The following is a 17324-nucleotide window of genomic DNA, read 5'->3' as shown; positions in this document are numbered from 1 at the left end:
CCTTTATTTATCTGTCTTAAGCACATACACTGTCTGGCCGTCACTCTCTTTTTTCTCTACCTCTGTTTCTGGCGGAAGCGTAAAGGCTGGACGGACATGGGCGGGATAGACAACACCCCCGCCTGACAACATCCCCTCGTAATCAACTCCTTTAACTACTGTGGAGGCCGTCGCAAAAGCCGTACGGAGCCACCAGCTATAAGGGGTAGGATCCTCTTCTAAATAAGCTAACCTGTCCTCCTTTACTCCCCCTTTTCGCTTAAAATACATTAAGTTACGGTCATCTTCAAAACGAACTCTACCCTTGTAATTTCCTACATCAATGTCTGAAAGCAAGAAAAGTTTCCGCTTTATTTTTTCTATGTGCCCCATTCCTGCATTTTTTGCCGAGGGTTTTATTCCCAGCTCTGTGAGGGGGATATTTTCCTGCACATCTTTAGACAAACGCTTGATAAAGTCCTTGTGCATAAAGGCATCCGGTATGCTGTGCCCGTAGTAGGCTTCTTCCCAACCATCCCGAAAAGACATGGGCGGCTCTACGAGATGCTTTCGAAGCAATAAAACATTGCCTTGATCAATATAATTTTTCGTAAGCACCAGATAGGGCACTAACTTGCCATTTTCCTTAATGTGAACGGTGTAGCCCAAGCGCTTGTCTTTGTCATAGGCTAAATCTCTTAATACTTGTGGCTCTTTTGCGGGAAGTAAATACACATGTTTTTCTCTACTTGCCAAAAGAACCGTTACTGCGATACTAAAAAGCAAAGAAAATACAATCAGAAATACTTTTTTTATGGTCATTTGAATCCACTCCTTTATTTATCAGTCTTAAGCACATACACTGTCTGGCCGTCACTCTCTTTTTTCTCTACCTCTGTTTCTGGCGGAAGCGTAAAGGCTGGACGGACATAAGCAGGATAGGGAACACCCCCACCTCCAAACATCCCCTCATAGTCAATGACCTTAGCTACTACAGAATCCGTCGCAAAAGCAGTACGGAGCCACCAGCTATAAGGAGTTGACTCCCCTTCTAAATAAGCTAACCTGTCCTCTTTTACTCCACCTTTTCGCTTAAAATACAGTAAGTTACGATCATCTTCAAAACGAACTCTACCCTTGTAATTTCCTACATCAATGTCTGAAAGCAAGAAAAGTTTCCGCTTTATTTTTTCTATGTGCCCCATTCCTGCATTTTTTGCCGAGGGTTTTATTCCCAGCTCTGTGAGGGGGATATTTTCCTGCACATCTTTAGACAAACGCTTGATAAAGTCCTTGTGCATAAAGGCATCCGGTATGCTGTGTCCGTAGTAGGCTTCTTCCCAACCATCCCGAAAAGACATGGGCGGCTCTACAAGATGCTTTCGAAGTAGTAAGACATTCCCTTGATCAATATAATTTTTCGTAAGCACCAGATAAGGTACTAACTTGCCATTTTCCTTAATGTGAACGGTGTAGCCCAAACGCCTATCTTTGTCATAGGCTAACTCTCTTAAGGTTTGCGGTTCCTTTGCGGGAAATATATAAATAAAATCCTCTCTTTTCACAACTATAAACACAGCAATAAGTATTTGTACAAGACTTAATCCTAAAAACAACACCAGCTTTTTTCTACTTTTCAAGAGCCTCTCTCCTTAAAATACCATGATAACTTTTTCACTAACTAATACGATAAAAAAGATGTATTCTCACCAAAAAAAAGCAACCAAATCAATGGTTGCTTGCTTTTGAAATTTATTTAATTAAGCTTCCCAAACATTTTCTAAAACATTTGTCTGGTCGCGATCTGGACCAACTGAAAATGTTGAGATACGAACACCTACAAGTTCAGCGACACGAAGAACATAGTTGCGCGCTGTTTCTGGTAACTCCTCAAGTGTACGCACTCCTGTGATGTCTTCAGACCAACCCGGCATTTCCTCATAGATTGGTTTACAACGCTCTAGCTCTTTAAGGCTTGCTGGGTAGTGCGTGATTTCTTTTCCATCAAGTTCGTAAGCCACACAGATTTTTACCGTTGGCAAACCTGAAAGAACATCAATCGAGTTCAAGCTAAGATGAGTCAAACCTGAAACACGGCGTGAGTGACGCATAACAACTGCATCGAACCAACCTACACGACGTGGTCGACCTGTTGTTGTGCCATATTCATGGCCAACTTCACGAATTTGATGACCTGTTTCATCAAAAAGTTCTGTTGGAAATGGACCGTCTCCAACACGTGAAGTATAGGCTTTGCATACACCAACTACTTTATCAACTTTTGTTGGACCAACACCTGAACCGATAGCTACTCCGCCTGCCAATGGGTTTGATGATGTGACGAACGGATAAGTTCCTTGGTCGATATCTAGCATCACACCTTGGGCACCTTCAAAGAGGACACGGTGACCTTCGTCAAGCGCATCGTTCAAGATAACTGAAGTGTCCGCTACATATTTTTTAATTTGTTGACCGTATTCATAGTATTCGTTAAAGATTTCATCGAAATCAAGTGCTTCACTGTCGTAAAGTTTAACGAATTCACGGTTTTTGTTTTCGAGATTTGTACGTAGACGTTCTTCAAAAATCTCCTTATCCAAAAGGTCTGCGATACGGATACCAACACGAGCTGCTTTATCCATATAAGCTGGTCCAATACCTTTGATTGTTGTACCAATCTTTTGATCGCCTTTCGCTTCTTCTTGAAGGGCGTCTAATTTGATATGGTAAGGCAAAATAACGTGGGCGCGGTCTGAGATACGCAGGTTATCTGTTGTTACACCGTTTTCGTGGAGGTAAGCAATTTCTTTAACCAAAGCTTTGGGATTGATCACCACACCATTACCGATAACAGATGTTTTCTCCGGGAAGAAAATACCTGATGGAATAAGGTGAAGTTTGTACTTAAAGCCGTCAATCACAATCGTGTGACCGGCATTATCCCCTCCCTGGTAACGCGCAATAACTTCGGCATCTGAACTGAGGAAATCTGTAATTTTACCTTTCCCTTCATCTCCCCACTGCGTTCCTACAACAACAACTGATGGCATAATAGCTCTCTTTTCTTTTAATATTTGTACGCTCTATATCTCTCTTGTGATGATACAGCTGGCATTTTGATATTGAAAAGCTCCTATCGCACTATTCCCATTATAGCAAAAATTATTTTTGAAAATCTAGAACAAATAAATGTCTTTTATAAAAAATATGCTTTTGTTCGGAAATATCAAACTTTATTTCAACTTTTCCTAAAAATATTGACTTTTTGACCGCCCTTATACTTTATGTAAAACATCACTTTAGAAATACAGGCATAACAATCACTGTCCTTAAAAATATGTTAAAATAGAAGGAGTTATGACTGATAAAATACTAAAATCCATTTCAAAAAATGGTCACTTTCGTGCTTTTGCTCTTGATTCAACATTGACAGTCCGTGAAGCGCAAGAGCGGCATCAAACGATGCCTTCTTCTACTGTTGCGCTCGGTCGTACCCTGATTGCTGCTCAAATTTTGGGCGCTAATGAAAAAGGGGACAGTAAAATTACGGTCAAAATCTTGGGTGATGGTGCTATGGGTGCAATTATTGCTGTCGCTGATGCTAATGGAAACGTTAAAGGTTATGTCCAAAACAAAGAGCTCGACTACAAAAAAACCTCGACTGGCGAAGTACTCGTTGCTCCTTTCATTGGAAATGGCTTCTTTGTTGTTATTAAAGACATGGGGTTACGTCAACCTTATACTGGGCAAACGGATCTCATCACAGGGGAAATTGGAGAAGATTTAGCTTGGTACTTCCTCTCAAGTGAGCAAACTCCTTCTTCTGTTGGTCTAAATGTCCTGCTGAACGAGGGAGAAGACAGTGTCAAAATTGCTGGTGGGTTTATGCTACAGGCCCTGCCAGATGCAACTGATGATGAAATTGCCTTGATAGAAAAAAATATCAAAACAATGCCAAGTATTTCAGAAATACTTTTAAATGAGAATCCCCTTGAATCAATGTTCGCCGCAATTTATGGAGAAATGGACTACACTGTTCTTGCTGAATCCTCTTTAGCTTTTAGATGCGACTGTTCAAAAGAACGCTTCGCTAAAGGATTACAAGGTCTTGGTAGCAAAGCGATTACCGAGATGATTGAAGAAGACCATGGTGCTGAAATTGTTTGCCAGTTTTGTAATCGTAAATATGAATTTACAGAAAAAGAGCTTAATGATTTAATTTTAGGAGCTGTTCAAAAATGAAGCTGCTGCTTAAAGATTTGTCACAATCCTCAAACAAAAATATAGGTTTAATTTTTTTAAGCCTATTGGTTGGACTTACAGCTGGCTTCCTTGCCAGCTTTTATCGTTTAGCTCTTTCCGCGGCTGAAAAATTTGGGGCCTTCTTATATCAGCAAGCTGGAAGACATCTCATCTATGTTCTTCTCTTACTTCCCGCTTTGCTTCTCCTCGCGTTTATTGTCAGTACTTTAATGAAAAAATATCCCATGTCTACCGGCAGTGGAATTCCTCAAATCAAGGGGCAGCTACTTGGATATTTCCAACCTGACTGGTTTACGACTGCCTGGGCTAAGTTTGTCGGTGGAACTCTGGCTATGTTTGCAGGTCTTTCTTTGGGGCGTGAGGGACCTTCTATCCAACTTGGAGCTGCTATGGGACAAGCCATTGGAGAAAAATTTGCTGCTACTGAGCGTCATCAGCGTTTGCTGATTGCTTCAGGTGCTGCAGCAGGTTTATCCGCAGCCTTTAACGCACCACTCTCTGGTATCATGTTTGTTTTAGAGGAAATTTTCAGCTACTTTTCACCACTGATTTTATTAACCTGTATGACCTCTGTTATCATTGCAGATGCTGCCTCCCGTGTTATTTTTGGGTCTGCAAGTATCTTTAACTTTCAGATCGTCAGTGGCTTTCCTCTTTCAGACTACTGGCTTCTCTTGCTTTTAGGCATACTCATGGGAATCTTCGGTGCTGTGTATAACTACGCTCTTGTAAAAGGGCAAGATCTCGTGCAAGATAAAATAAAAAGTCCTTTTCTTCGTGTTTTTTTGAGTTTTATCATTTCTGCTCTTGCAGCGCTCTTTTTTCCAATAATCAGCGGAAGTGGTCATCACTTAATCGCTCAACTCACTCTAGGTTGGGGGCTTGCTTTTCTCTGCCTCATCTTTGTATCGAAATTTATAATTTCTATCATAAGCTATATCTCTGGAGTTCCGGGAGGAATTTTCTTTCCACTTTTAATTCTAGGTGCCAGTTTGGGTAGTATTTTTGCTACAGTGGTTATTTCCTCTTTGCATCTGTCTCCCAACCTCTTTCCTAATTTTATAATTTTAGCCATGGCTGCGACATTTACTGCTATTGTTCGTGCACCAATGACAGGTATCTTACTTTTGGTCGAAATGACCGGCTCTTTTGATCATCTTTTACCTCTGGCTTTTGTTTCTCTTATTTCCTATCTTGTCGCTGAACTTTTGCATTCTGAACCAATCTATCATTCATTACTCCACAATCTTCTCACCACAGATTCTGAAATTGCTACTGAAAAAGGGGGGCATATTATGATTGAAGCCTTGGTACAGTTTGATTCTGAAGCCGACCATCAGCCTGTTCAAAATCTTCACCTGCCACAAGACAGTCTTCTCATTTCCATTCAGCGCAATGGGGAAAAGATTATTCCACATGGAGATACACTACTCCACGCCGGCGATATTGCAACTTTTTTGACAACCCAAACCCAAGAAGTTTCCGTTCGCCAAAAAATAAAGCGGTTATTTACCACTTAAAAAATTCAAAAGCCTTCGCAAAATAACCTGCGGAGGTTTTTTCAGTGCAAAGTTTGAGTAAATCTTCTAAAAAATGTTAAAATATTCTCTATGACTATGGATTCAAAATACACACGCCCTTGGAAAATTGGGGATATAGAAATTGCTAATAAAATCGTACTCGCCCCAATGGCGGGGATTAATAATAAAGCCTTCCTGACAACAGCTAAAGAGTTTGGAGCCGGTCTTGTCGTTACCGAAATGATTTCTGATAAAGGGATCGAGCACCGCAACAAAAAAACCCTTCAAATGATGGACTTTGAAGGCGTGCCTCATCCACTTTCGATGCAAATTTTTGGTGGCGAAGTTGATACACTGGTTGAAGCGGCTAAATTTGTGCAAGAGAATACAGTAGCTGATATCATTGATATCAATATGGGCTGTCCTGTTCCTAAAGTCACTAAAAATGAAGCAGGCAGCCGCTTACTTCTCAATCCAGATAAGGTTTACGATGTCGTGAAAGCTGTCAGTTCAGCGATTGATCTGCCACTGACTGTAAAAATCCGTATCGGCTGGGATTCTGATCATCTCTACGCTGTCGAAAATGCCAAGGCTATCGAAGCGGCCGGTGGCGCAGCTGTTGCCATGCATGCACGGACACGCGCCCAACTTTATGAAGGTAAAGCCGACTGGACATGGCTTGAGAAAGTAGCAGGCAACATTAACATTCCTTTTATCGGAAATGGTGATGTGAAAACACCTGAAGATGCCAAACGTATGATTGATGAAACGGGTGTTGATGCAGTCATGATCGGTCGTGCTGCTCTCGGAAATCCGTGGATGCTTCATCGTACAGAACACTATCTTCGTACAGGTGAGCTCCTTCCTGAACCCACTGTAGATGAAAAAATGCGCATCGCTAAGATTCACTTGCAACGTCTTGTTGACCTCAAAGGCGATAATCTCGCTTCACGTGAATTTCGCCAACATGCAGCTTACTACCTCAAGGGAGCCAAACGTGCAGCCAAAGTTAAAGTTGCAGTAAATCAGGCAACAACTCAGGAAGAAATCGTTACTATTTTAGATGATTTCGTTGCGCAGAACTAATGGATCAGCTCTTTTGTTGGTCTTTTTTTATCGACTCCCAGTTTTCTATTAGACCAAAGTCAAAAGTTGGATGTTTCTTGACTTTGGCCTTGATCGCAAATTATAGAAAAGCAGATTCTTTACTTTTCTGTTATAATAAGGTTAGTACTATAAAACAAGGAGGGACTCTATGCGTACATCAAAGGCTATTGTCGAAATTGAAAAAGCTATCATTCATCTTAAGAAAGCTAAACGTGAGATTAGCAACTATAGTTTTGAAAACCAAACACAAAGTTTGATTCAAATCAACCAAGCTATTGATCGCTTACAAATTATCAAAGATGGTGTCAATGCAGATTCTTCTGACGTAGAAGGTGTTTCTTCTGTTGGTCGACTTGAGGGTGAACGCTTGACATCTAAGTTGTTCCAATAACAGCTGGTCAAAATAAAAAAGAAGAGTCTTGATGATTCTTCTTTTTTATTACTCACTTTTTCTTACGTTTATACTTACTTTGAGGATAAGTAAAGTCTCCCATAACTTCATGGACATTTATTACTGTTGAAAAGGCTTGAGGATCTATCTCCCCAATCAAGGCCTTAACGGTCATAACTTCTCGAGGGTTAAGCACCACATAGACGACGCGTTTCTCAGTTCCAGAGTAAGCTCCTTCTCCATGTAAAAATGTCGCACCGCGTCCAAGCTCTGCAAGAATCGCATTTGCAATTTCTTGATACTTGGGACTGATAATGAGCATTCCCCGAACAGTATATCCTCCTGACTGGATAAGGTTGATGACCTGAGCCGCAACGAAACTTGCAATTAGTGTGTAAACCATATGATTCACATCAATGTAAGTAAGAGAGAGTGTCATTACAAAAAGGTCAATCGTGAAAATGACACGTCCCACTGCTGTACCGCGCTTAATTTGCAACAGCTGTGCAATGATATCTGACCCCCCAGTTGTTCCGCCAAAACGGAAGATGATTCCAACTCCTGCTCCAGCAAAGACCCCAGCTAAGAGAGCTGCAACTAAGTTATCATGCAGAAGATTGATATTAAAATCAAAGGTCTGAAAGACAGAAAGGAAAAGCGAAACATTAACAATCGCATAAACTGTATAGATAAAAGTCCGCTGTCCTAAGAAACGGTACCCAATAAAAAGCAAAGGAATATTCAGAATGAACTGGCTAATAGCCGGATCCAATCCGAGTAAGGCATGTAATATCAAGGTTATCCCAGAAAGTCCCCCAGCAGCCAGCTGATTGGCCATGTTTAACTTTACAAATCCAAAAGCAAAGATGACTGCTCCTAAACTAATGGCAATAAAGTTGCGAAAATGGATTTTAATGAGGCTCATATCCTTCATACAACTCTCCAATCTAATACTATTTTTATTAATATTGTAAAAATAGCTTTGTAATTTCTCGTAAAACCTCTGTCAAAAATGACAGAGGCTTTCTCTAATTTATACTAAAACAACCGTTTTGTCAACTTAATCTGTAATCTCACTAAAGTTACCGATAACACGGACATTTTCCGAGATGGAAACAAAGGCTTTTGGGTCATATTTAGTAATGATTTCTTTAAAATCTTGATATTCGTACATTGTAATAACTGTAAACAAGATTGTCCGTTTTTCATGTGAATAAGCACCTTCAGCATTATTCAAAATTGTTGCACTATGATGCATCTTTTCAAAGAGTTTGCGGATGATGATTTCAGGATTCTCGGTGACAATCATGACCTGCATCCGTTTTTGACGTGTAAAGATAGCATCTGTGACACGTGAGCTCACAAAAATAGCAATCATGGAGTAAAGCATGTATTCCCAGCCAAAAAGCACTCCAGCAGTAAAGATAATCACACCATTAACGATAAATCCTAGTGTTCCAACATTATGTCCCGTTTTCTTGCGGATATAAAGGGCAATGATATCCGTACCCCCACTTGAAATACCATTACGCATGGCATAACCAACTCCTGCACCCATAATAGTACCACCAAAGATGGCATTGATGATCGGATCAGGTGTCAGCGTTGTTTCTGGGACAAAGTGGATAAAAACAGAACTCATGGTAACAGTCAGCAAAGTAAACAAGGTAAACTGTTTTCCCAAGCGGAACCATGCCAAAATCATCAAGGGAACATTAATCAGAAAGAGCGTTACCGATATGGGCAGATAGTTATACCCCATCATCCGTGTAAAAATCTCAGTTGCCACCTGGGCTGCACCTGTAGCACCACTAGAATAGACTCTTCCAGGTTGGTAAAAGAAATTCAGTGCAAAAGCAGAAGTGATTCCATATAAGACAGATGCTGAGAAACGATGTGTCAACTTTTCCCAGCCACCAAGCATGTTGATAAATTTAGTCAAGTTTTTCAAGTTTAATTCTCAATTCTTCCAGTTGGCTTTCACTGACTACTGATGGCGCTTGTGTCATCGGGTCTGTGGCTTTATTATTCTTAGGAAAAGCAATGACTTCACGAATATTGTCTTTGCCTGCAAGCAACATCACGAAACGGTCCAAACCAAGGGCCAATCCTCCGTGTGGTGGGAAGCCATAGTCTAAAGCTTCCAACAAGAAACCAAATTGCGCATTGGCATCTTCTAAACTAAAGCCGAGTGCTTTAAGCATTTCTTCTTGCAATTCACGGGTATTAATACGGAGTGAACCACCACCGAGTTCGTAGCCATTCAAAACGATGTCGTAAGCATGCGCACGGACTTTACTAAGGTCTCCTGAAAGTTCCCCTTGTGTTTCAGCAGTTGGTAAAGTGAACGGGTGATGCGCACTCATATAACGGCCTTCTTCTTCTGACCACTCAAACATTGGCCAATCAATAACCCAGAGGAAATTGAATTTCGAATAATCAATTAAGCCTTGCTCTTTGGCAATCGTTTGACGTAAAGCACCCAGTGCTGAATTTGCCACTTCTAAACTGTCTGCCACAAAGAGAACCAAGTCGTTGTTTTCTAAGCCCAAAGTTTCAACGAATTCTGATGTTTTATCTGTCAAGAATTTAGCAATAGGACCAGCCAATTTATCGTCTTCAAACTTGATCCAAGCCAAGCCTTTGGCCCCATTTTGCTTGGCTTGCTCTGTTAATTTATCAATAGCTTTACGAGAGTACTTATCGGCATTATTTTTAACGACAATGGCTTTAACAACAGGTGCTTCGCTAAAGACTTTGAAATCTACAGTTTTCGCAAGGTCTGTCAAGTCCTGCAAGAGCATCTCGTAGCGTGTATCTGGCTTATCTGAACCATAGAAGTTCATGGCATCATCGTATTTCATACGTGGGAACGGTAAAGTTATATCGACATTTTTAACGTCTTTCATAACTTTCGCAATCAAGCCTTCCGTCAAATCTTGAATTTCTTCTTCCCCAAGGAAGCTTGTTTCTAAGTCGACCTGTGTAAATTCTGGTTGACGGTCGCCACGCAAGTCTTCGTCACGGAAACATTTTACGATTTGGTAGTAGCGATCGAGACCTGCAGTCATCAACAATTGTTTCATAAGCTGTGGACTTTGTGGCAAAGCATAAAACTCGCCTTTATTGACACGAGAAGGGACAAGATAATCACGTGCACCTTCTGGTGTTGACTTGTTCAAGAAAGGTGTTTCGACATCGATGAATCCTTGATCGTCCAAGTAACTACGAATAGCACGCGTTGTCGCATGACGCATCGTAATGTTGTTCAGCATTTCTGGGCGGCGTAAGTCGAGATAACGATATTTCAAACGCGTATCGTCAAGCACTTCCACACCATCTTTAATCTCAAATGGTGTTGTTTTTGAAGTACTAAGAATTTTCATTTGATTCGCTTCAATTTCAATTCCACCTGTTTTAATATTTTCGTTTTTGCTGGCACGCTCAACAACTTTACCTGTAACTTCAAGTACGTATTCGTTACGAACTTTATCTGCAGCTTCTACGATTTCTTTTGTTGCTGTTTCAGGATTAACCACAATCTGGACAATGCCTTCACGGTCGCGCAAATCAATAAAGATTAAGCCGCCAAGATTACGGCGCTTTGCAACCCAACCTTTTACGGTAACTTCTTGGTTTAAATACTCTTCTGTAATATTTCCTGCATAGTTTGTTCTCTTCAAGTTTAATCTCCTTACGTTTCTTTAGTCCTCAGGTTCCTTGGAACTACTGAACTTTTTATTCTCCAAGCGCTTCTTCAAAGATAGGCGCAAAACCTTTCGCAACTTCTGCCAAAGTTGTTTTTACTTCTTTACGCGTTTGGTTATGTTTAACTGTAATTTCACTTGTTTCCACTTCATTGTCACCAAGCGTAATTATCACTTCTGCTTTTGCCTTTTCAGCTGATTTAAATTGAGCACCTAGTTTACGGTTAGAAAAATCTCGTTCAACTTTAAAGGCTTGAGCACGAAGACTTTCTGCAAGTTGTGTCGCTGCTAAGCTGGCTTTGTTTCCCATAACGGCAATATAAACATCAAGTGTATCTTCTTCATGGAAATCAACGCCTTGCATTTCAGCAACCATCAACAAGCGCTCTACACCCAGTCCAAATCCAAAACCTGGTGTGGCAGGTCCATCAAAGTATTCAACCAGACCATCATAACGGCCACCTGCACAAACCGTCAATTCTTGTCCTTTGACATCCACGATAAATTCAAAGATTGTATCATTGTAGTAATCCAGACCGCGAACCATATTGGTATCAATGACATAATCAATACCCAAACCATCGAGCAGTTCACGGGTCATGTCAAAGTGATTTTGAGACTCTTCTGTAAGATAGTCCAAGATAGATGGTGCACCCTTGACGATTTCCTTGTCTTCTTTTTCCTTGCTGTCAAGTACTCGCAGAGGGTTTTCGTGAAGGCGGCGTTGGCTGTCTTTCGAAAGCTGACTTTCAAAAGGTGTCAAATAATCAATCAAAGCTGTACGATAAGCCTTACGTGTCTCTAAGTCACCCAAAGAATTCAAGTGAAGTGTTACACCAGAGATACCGATTTGTTCAAATAATGATTGCGCCATGGCGATAATTTCGACATCAATCGCTGGATTTTTCGCTCCGAAACATTCCACACCAAATTGGTGGAATTCGCGTAATCGTCCAGATTGAGGACGTTCGTAACGGAACATCGAACCCATATAATACATTTTTACTGGTTTGGGCACTTCTGGAGCAAAGAGTTTATTTTCAATATAAGCGCGAACAGTTGAAGCTGTCCCTTCAGGACGCAAAGCGATATGACGTCCACCTTTGTCGTCAAAATCATACATTTCTTTAGTTACGATGTCACTTGTTTCACCTGTTGCCCGACTGAACAGCTCGTAACTTTCAAAAAGTGGTGTACGGATTTCTCTGAAATTATAATCTTCAAATACTGCACGGGCCATCATTTCTACATATTGCCATTTTTGTGACTCTTGAGGCAGAATGTCTGCCGTACCTTTTGGTTTTTGTAATTTCATATTATCTCCTTTGTAATTGAATACATTTGTGGTTAAAACATTATCAGGAAAGCCCTTGTGAGACCTGCTGACCAACATTAACAGTCTTAGCTATAGGATAAGGCATTATCAGGTAAGGCCTTGTAAGGCTTGCCGCCCAGCATGAGTACCTTCAAGCACGCGATGGTATATTATGACGGTAAAGTGCAAAAAACGATAATTTTTTTGCATTTTACCTAATAAAGTGTTTAGGCAAGGTCCTATAGGGCTTGCCGCCCAGCATTAGCGCCTTCAGGCGCAATGCTGGTAACACATTAAAACGCCCCAAGCAAGAGCTCTAGGGCGTCAGTAATCTTATCGCGGTACCACCTAAATTTGTCCTGTCTTCCAGAACCTCAGTTTAGCTATAACGTTGCTATCGTTTTATACAGTCACATTAACTTTATGTAAGCTTTCAGCCGAGTCTTACTCTCTTTAAGTTAAGTATAACGCAGACCTTCTTTTTTTTCAAGCCCTAATATTGAATTAGTCCTTAAATACTTGCATATTTTTGGCAAAGTAATCATAGCCGGAATAAATCGTGAAGATAAGGCAAACATAAAGTAAGAGTGTGCCAATATAAATAGGATCACCAATTAACAAGAAAATAATCGACAACATTTGTGTAAATGTTTTAATTTTCCCTGGCATAGCTGCAGCCAAGACTGCACCACCTTGTTCAACCAATAAAAGGCGAAGTCCGGTCACAGCAAGTTCACGACATACGATGATGGCAACAACCCAAGCTGGAGCTAATCCTAGTGCAATTAACATCACAAATGCAGCCATTGTTAACATTTTATCCGCTAACGGATCTGCAAACTTACCAAAATTAGAAACAACTTTCCATTTGCGTGCCAAATAGCCATCAAGCCAGTCAGTGATTGAGGCTACAGCAAAGATAATCGCTGCAACAATCCACGAAACATAGCTTGTACCAACAGCTGCACCATGTGGCAGATAAAGAACAATAAGAAAGAGTGGAATCATAAAGATTCTTAGTATCGTTAGTTGATTAGGGAGTTTTTCTTTTTTCATAATTGCTTTCTTTTATAATTTTAACAGTGTCTCATTCTGCTGGAGTGGCTGTTGTACTTGCATAAGTTATAGTAAGCTGGATGTTTACTGGAACGCCCTGTCTTAAGTTAGACAAGTCAACATTATTACCATTAATCGTCATCGTAAGTCCTTGTGTATTTGAAAGTCTTATCGTTGACTCTGTCAAGCCCGTACCTATGATTGCTGTTGCTGTATTTTCTGCATCAGATAACGTACGCGCTGTAGCCCAATCCGCATTTGTCAGTGAAATGGTGGTGACTGTCCCTGCTGCTGTCGTGAATACAATTTGAGAAGGAAGGCTCGCATTCGTCAAGTTAACATTGAGCTGCGTTCCACTCCCTGTGACCGCAAGTTGATTTTCTGGCTCTGGTTTTGTCTCATCTGCTTTTTCTGTTGATTCTGCTGTTTTTTCATCTTCTGTCGTTTTTGCAGTTTCACTGGTCTGATAAGTGTAAGAAACATCGTTCAAATTACTATTTTGCGGACGATTTAAAAGTACGACAGCAGTAACACTTCCAACAATCGCTAAAGCAACGGTAGAAAGTAAAATAATCGGAAGGTAGTAGCGCCATGCAGGTTTATTGTTCTCCTCTTCCTCTTCTTCTACACGTTCACTCGGTTTTACAAAACGATAAGTTTCCTGGATGTCCTCGTGTTCTTCAACAGACATCGAACCATCTTTTTCATAAGCCAACATGATTTGATCTGCATCAAGTTCTAGCTTCTCAGCGTATTGTTTAAGGTAGGCTTTAATATAAAAATCACCAGGTAAAGCCTTATAGTCACCTGTTTCTAAGGCAATAATATATAATTTCGGAATATTTGTAAGTTTTTCGGCTTCACTCAGCCCAAGGCCAAGTTCTGTTCTCTTGTCTTTGAGGACTTCGCCTATTGTTTTAATTGCCACCATGTCCTCCTCTCAGATTTATAAAATACATGGATTTACTCATAACTGTTCGTATTATTTGGGGTAGATAATAAAATCTACAATTTGCATATTCGCTACAAATTTTTCAGCATGCCTGCTGATTTTTTCAAGGGTCAACTCGGATAAAATCTCAGGAAGATCAAAGAAGTTAAGATCGCCATAAATATTTGAAGAAAATTGATTGGCTATGTAGTCTAAAGAGTTTAAGGATTTATAATAATCTCCTAATGTTTCACGCTTCAGTATTTCTAGATTTTCTTTTTCAAAATCTTTATCTATTTTATAACTTTTTAAAGCTTCCTGCAAAACTTTACTTACTTGTTCTGGTTTTTCAGTATCTGCTGTAATATTCGCAAAGTGAAAACTCTTGTCCATGTCAAAACCATATCCAAAAGAATCATCCACTAAGCCTGCATTGTACATCTCCTCGTATCGGTGACTCGTTTTGCCAAAAAGCATATCTAGAAGCAACTGATTAGAAAGCTTATACTCTAACAATTCACGCGCATCCGTTGGAAGCGGGTCTTCTCCACGAAAACCCAGAGCCAGCTTAGGCATCGCGACTTCAAATTTTAAGGTTCTTCCTTGAATTGGCTGACTGCCTTCAACTATTTTTCTCTGAATCGCTTCTGTCTTAACAAAAGTTTTTTTCTCCTGATTTTCACTCACAAACTTCGCCATCTGCTCAACATCAAAAGGTCCTGTTAAAAAGAGATTCATATTTGATGGGTGGTAGAACGTTTCATAGTTTATGTAGAGATCTTCTGCTGTTATTTCTTTAATGGATTGTGGCGTTCCAGCAATGTCATCTGCTAGGGGTGAATCAGGGTAAAGTGAAGCCAAAAGTCCTGAAAATAAGCGCCAATCGCTATCATCTTGATACATCTGAATTTCTTGCTGAATAATTCCCTGCTCTTTGGCGACATTTTCTGCTGTAAAATAAGGCTTTTGGACAAAATCAAGCAGCAAGGCGACACACGCATAAATATTTTCACGTGTCGAAAAAAGATAAGACGTTCTTGAAAAACTGGTAAATGCATTTGTTTGAGCACCATAGGCACCAAACTTGCCCATCACATCGCCTTCCTCTTTCTCAAAAAGTTTATGTTCTAGAAAATGAGCAATTCCTTCCGGAAAGGTCTTCATTTCTTGGCTACCCAAGGGAACAAATGATGTGTCAAGCGACCCAAAATTGGTGGTAAAAAGCCCATATGTACGATTATAATCCGGCTTTGGCAGGTAATAAACGGTCAAGCCATTTGCCAAAACATCAGTATAGAGAATTTCTCCTGTTTTTTCATAACTCTTCTTCTGCATAGACTTCCCCTTTCATGAAATATTGGGCCTGTAGTGTTAAGTTTTGCGCCAAGCGCATGATATCTTCCTTAGTCACAGCCTCCAGTTCCTTCAAAAAGGTTGCTTCATCAATATAGAGTTCAGGTAAAACTTCATGAATAAAAGCTTGCTCAATCAAGTTTGAAGAAGAATCGAGCGACATGAAGTAAGAATTTTTAAGCATTATCTTCGTTTGCTCGACTTCTTGTGCTGTAAAGTCTCCAGACTGGAGAGCCTGAAGCTGCTCTAAAATAAGTGCACGGGCTTGCTGATAATTTCCTGCATCGATTCCAGCATTGACCCTTAATAAACCTGTAAAACTATCAAATGCTGAACTCGCATAGTAAGCCAGACCTGCCTTTTCACGGACATTCATAAATAATTTAGAATGAGCGAAGCCACCAAAAAGACCGTTCATCACTTGTAAAGTCATATAGTCCGGGCTACCATAAGTCGCTGGTTGTGCAAAAGCCATTTGCAAAATAGACTGTTGCACCTCTTTCTCTTCAGTTTTTTCCTGATAATCTTTAATTCCCTGTTTATAAAAAATATCGGAATGTCCCTGACGGTCCTTGAAGTCAAAGGTCTGGAACAAGCGCACAACTTCAGTTTTTTCCACATCACCTAGGACAAAAATATCAATAAGGTTGTGATTGAGCATCTCTGTATAGTAATTAAAGACAGCTTCTGCTGTTTCACTCTCTAAAAGTTCTACAGTAGCCACACCCGGAAGGGCTTGATTTTCATCAGTAAAAAAAAGGGTAGCCAACTGACGACTCGCATAATAAGAACGGTCTTCGTTCATTGCCTTAAGATAGTTAATAAGATTTGTCTTTTCACGTTGGAAGACCTCAACATTCTTATCTGGGCTAAAGAGTGCCTTATGCATAAAATCAACAGCACCTGCCAAAGTATCCACACCAACAAACTTAGGATTGACAAGACTCATATGGATGCTTAAAAGATGTTGACTGCCCTTTTTATTCACTGCTGTTGAAAAAGAGGTGCCATAGAGTTCTGATAAACGACTCGAAAAAGCTTGAGCCGTTGGATATGCTGTATTAGTAGTTTCCCATAGATTAGAAATAATCACACGTTTAGCAATATTTTCTCGTGAAAGTTCTTCACGTAAACGTACCATGATACGTATTGTTTTAAATTTTGTTTCCCTTATAACATGGAGATTTACTCCGTTGGCTAGTTTCATAGTTATCCCTTGTCTACTCCTCCTTTTAAAGGATGAAAAAACACATTCCAAGCTAAAAGAGCAAGAGCTGTAATATATCTATTATAGCAAAATTTCCACTATTTTTGAGACTCTTTATGCTAAAATAGTATTATGCAAAATTATACTTTATTTGAAGAATATATTACATTAGGGCAAGTCATCAAAGAGTTAGCTATCGTGAATACAGGAGGACAAGCCAAGCTCTTTCTTGCTGAAAATGAGGGCAATATTTTCTTAAACAAGACAGCTGAAAACCGCCGAGGAAAAAAACTCCGTGCAGGTGATATTTTAGAAATTCCGAAATTTGAGCTATTCATCAAGTTTGTTCAGGCCTCTGCTGAGGAAGTTGCTGCATATGAAGAAGACAGGGCTGAAGAAGAACGTGTCAAAGCTCTTGTTAAAAAGATGAACGCTCAGGTCAAAAGCCAAAAACCTAAGAAAGCCACTAAGCCAAGATTTCCTGGCGCTAAATAA

General features: G+C 40.1%; 16 protein-coding genes. 5 read left to right on the top strand and 11 right to left on the bottom strand.

Annotation, left to right across the window (positions count from 1 at the left end; translation table 11 throughout):
* Positions 1–3: 3 nt before the first annotated feature.
* The 3 genes from ACGHCK_RS06220 to ACGHCK_RS06210 all read right to left on the bottom strand — a co-directional run bounded on the left by ACGHCK_RS06220 (position 4) and on the right by ACGHCK_RS06210 (position 3029).
* Positions 4–801, bottom strand: coding sequence for a DUF6273 domain-containing protein (locus ACGHCK_RS06220; protein WP_394304509.1), 798 nt, complete (start codon positions 799–801; stop codon positions 4–6).
* A 14-nt stretch (positions 802–815) separates the two neighbouring features.
* On the bottom strand, positions 816–1619 hold the full coding sequence (locus ACGHCK_RS06215) for a DUF6273 domain-containing protein (RefSeq protein ID WP_251422455.1): 804 nt from the start codon (positions 1617–1619) through the stop codon (positions 816–818).
* Positions 1620–1739: 120 nt separating this feature from the next.
* Positions 1740–3029: an adenylosuccinate synthase gene (locus tag ACGHCK_RS06210; protein ID WP_251422452.1), complete on the bottom strand. Its 1290-nt coding sequence runs from the start codon at positions 3027–3029 to the stop codon at positions 1740–1742.
* Between the two features lie 307 nt (positions 3030–3336).
* Between ACGHCK_RS06210 and hslO the strand changes: the two genes are divergently transcribed.
* The 4 genes from hslO to ACGHCK_RS06190 all read left to right on the top strand — a co-directional run bounded on the left by hslO (position 3337) and on the right by ACGHCK_RS06190 (position 7260).
* Positions 3337–4221 carry an Hsp33 family molecular chaperone HslO gene (hslO, locus tag ACGHCK_RS06205; protein WP_251422449.1) on the top strand — a complete coding sequence of 295 codons (885 nt, stop codon included), beginning with the start codon at positions 3337–3339 and terminating at the stop codon, positions 4219–4221.
* The gene (locus ACGHCK_RS06200; protein WP_251422446.1) at positions 4218–5762 is read left to right on the top strand and encodes a ClC family H(+)/Cl(-) exchange transporter; all 1545 of its coding nucleotides are present in this window, start codon (positions 4218–4220) and stop codon (positions 5760–5762) included. The genes hslO and ACGHCK_RS06200 overlap by 4 nt, the downstream gene beginning before the upstream one ends.
* A 90-nt stretch (positions 5763–5852) precedes the next feature.
* Positions 5853–6848, top strand: a complete 996-nt coding sequence (gene dusB, locus ACGHCK_RS06195; RefSeq protein WP_251422443.1) for a tRNA dihydrouridine synthase DusB — start codon at positions 5853–5855, stop codon at positions 6846–6848.
* 169 nt (positions 6849–7017) lie between these two features.
* Positions 7018–7260 (top strand): hypothetical protein, encoded by a 243-nt coding sequence (locus ACGHCK_RS06190; RefSeq protein ID WP_202231163.1) that lies wholly within the window; start codon positions 7018–7020, stop codon positions 7258–7260.
* A 52-nt stretch (positions 7261–7312) separates the two neighbouring features.
* Here the strand turns inward: ACGHCK_RS06190 and ACGHCK_RS06185 are convergent, their stop codons facing one another.
* The 8 genes from ACGHCK_RS06185 to yfmF form a co-directional block, all read right to left on the bottom strand.
* Positions 7313–8194: a YitT family protein gene (locus tag ACGHCK_RS06185; protein WP_202231162.1), complete on the bottom strand. Its 882-nt coding sequence runs from the start codon at positions 8192–8194 to the stop codon at positions 7313–7315.
* 126 nt (positions 8195–8320) lie between these two features.
* Positions 8321–9184 carry a YitT family protein gene (locus ACGHCK_RS06180; protein WP_202231168.1) on the bottom strand — a complete coding sequence of 288 codons (864 nt, stop codon included), beginning with the start codon at positions 9182–9184 and terminating at the stop codon, positions 8321–8323.
* Between the two features lie 10 nt (positions 9185–9194).
* A complete protein-coding gene (gene aspS, locus ACGHCK_RS06175; protein ID WP_251422440.1) occupies positions 9195–10943 on the bottom strand; it encodes an aspartate--tRNA ligase in 1749 nt (582 codons plus the stop codon).
* A gap of 55 nt (positions 10944–10998) precedes the next feature.
* Positions 10999–12282 (bottom strand): histidine--tRNA ligase, encoded by a 1284-nt coding sequence (gene hisS, locus ACGHCK_RS06170; protein ID WP_202231160.1) that lies wholly within the window; start codon positions 12280–12282, stop codon positions 10999–11001.
* 504 nt (positions 12283–12786) lie between these two features.
* Positions 12787–13338, bottom strand: coding sequence for a CDP-diacylglycerol--glycerol-3-phosphate 3-phosphatidyltransferase (gene pgsA / locus ACGHCK_RS06165; protein WP_251422437.1), 552 nt, complete (start codon positions 13336–13338; stop codon positions 12787–12789).
* A gap of 31 nt (positions 13339–13369) precedes the next feature.
* On the bottom strand, positions 13370–14269 hold the full coding sequence (locus tag ACGHCK_RS06160) for a helix-turn-helix domain-containing protein (RefSeq protein ID WP_251422434.1): 900 nt from the start codon (positions 14267–14269) through the stop codon (positions 13370–13372).
* A 51-nt stretch (positions 14270–14320) separates the two neighbouring features.
* Entirely contained in the window at positions 14321–15604 is a 1284-nt protein-coding gene (gene yfmH / locus ACGHCK_RS06155; RefSeq protein WP_251422431.1) for an EF-P 5-aminopentanol modification-associated protein YfmH, read from the bottom strand.
* Positions 15585–16829 (bottom strand): EF-P 5-aminopentanol modification-associated protein YfmF, encoded by a 1245-nt coding sequence (gene yfmF, locus ACGHCK_RS06150; protein ID WP_251422428.1) that lies wholly within the window; start codon positions 16827–16829, stop codon positions 15585–15587. The genes yfmH and yfmF overlap by 20 nt, the downstream gene beginning before the upstream one ends.
* A 132-nt stretch (positions 16830–16961) precedes the next feature.
* Between yfmF and ACGHCK_RS06145 the strand changes: the two genes are divergently transcribed.
* The gene (locus ACGHCK_RS06145) at positions 16962–17324 is read left to right on the top strand and encodes an RNA-binding S4 domain-containing protein (protein ID WP_251422425.1); all 363 of its coding nucleotides are present in this window, start codon (positions 16962–16964) and stop codon (positions 17322–17324) included.

The sequence above is a fragment of the Lactococcus muris genome, from assembly GCF_042849115.1.
Taxonomy (GTDB): domain Bacteria; phylum Bacillota; class Bacilli; order Lactobacillales; family Streptococcaceae; genus Lactococcus; species Lactococcus muris.
Note: the sequence above shows the minus strand (reverse complement) of the source record. Positions and strands in the feature narration are given on the sequence as shown.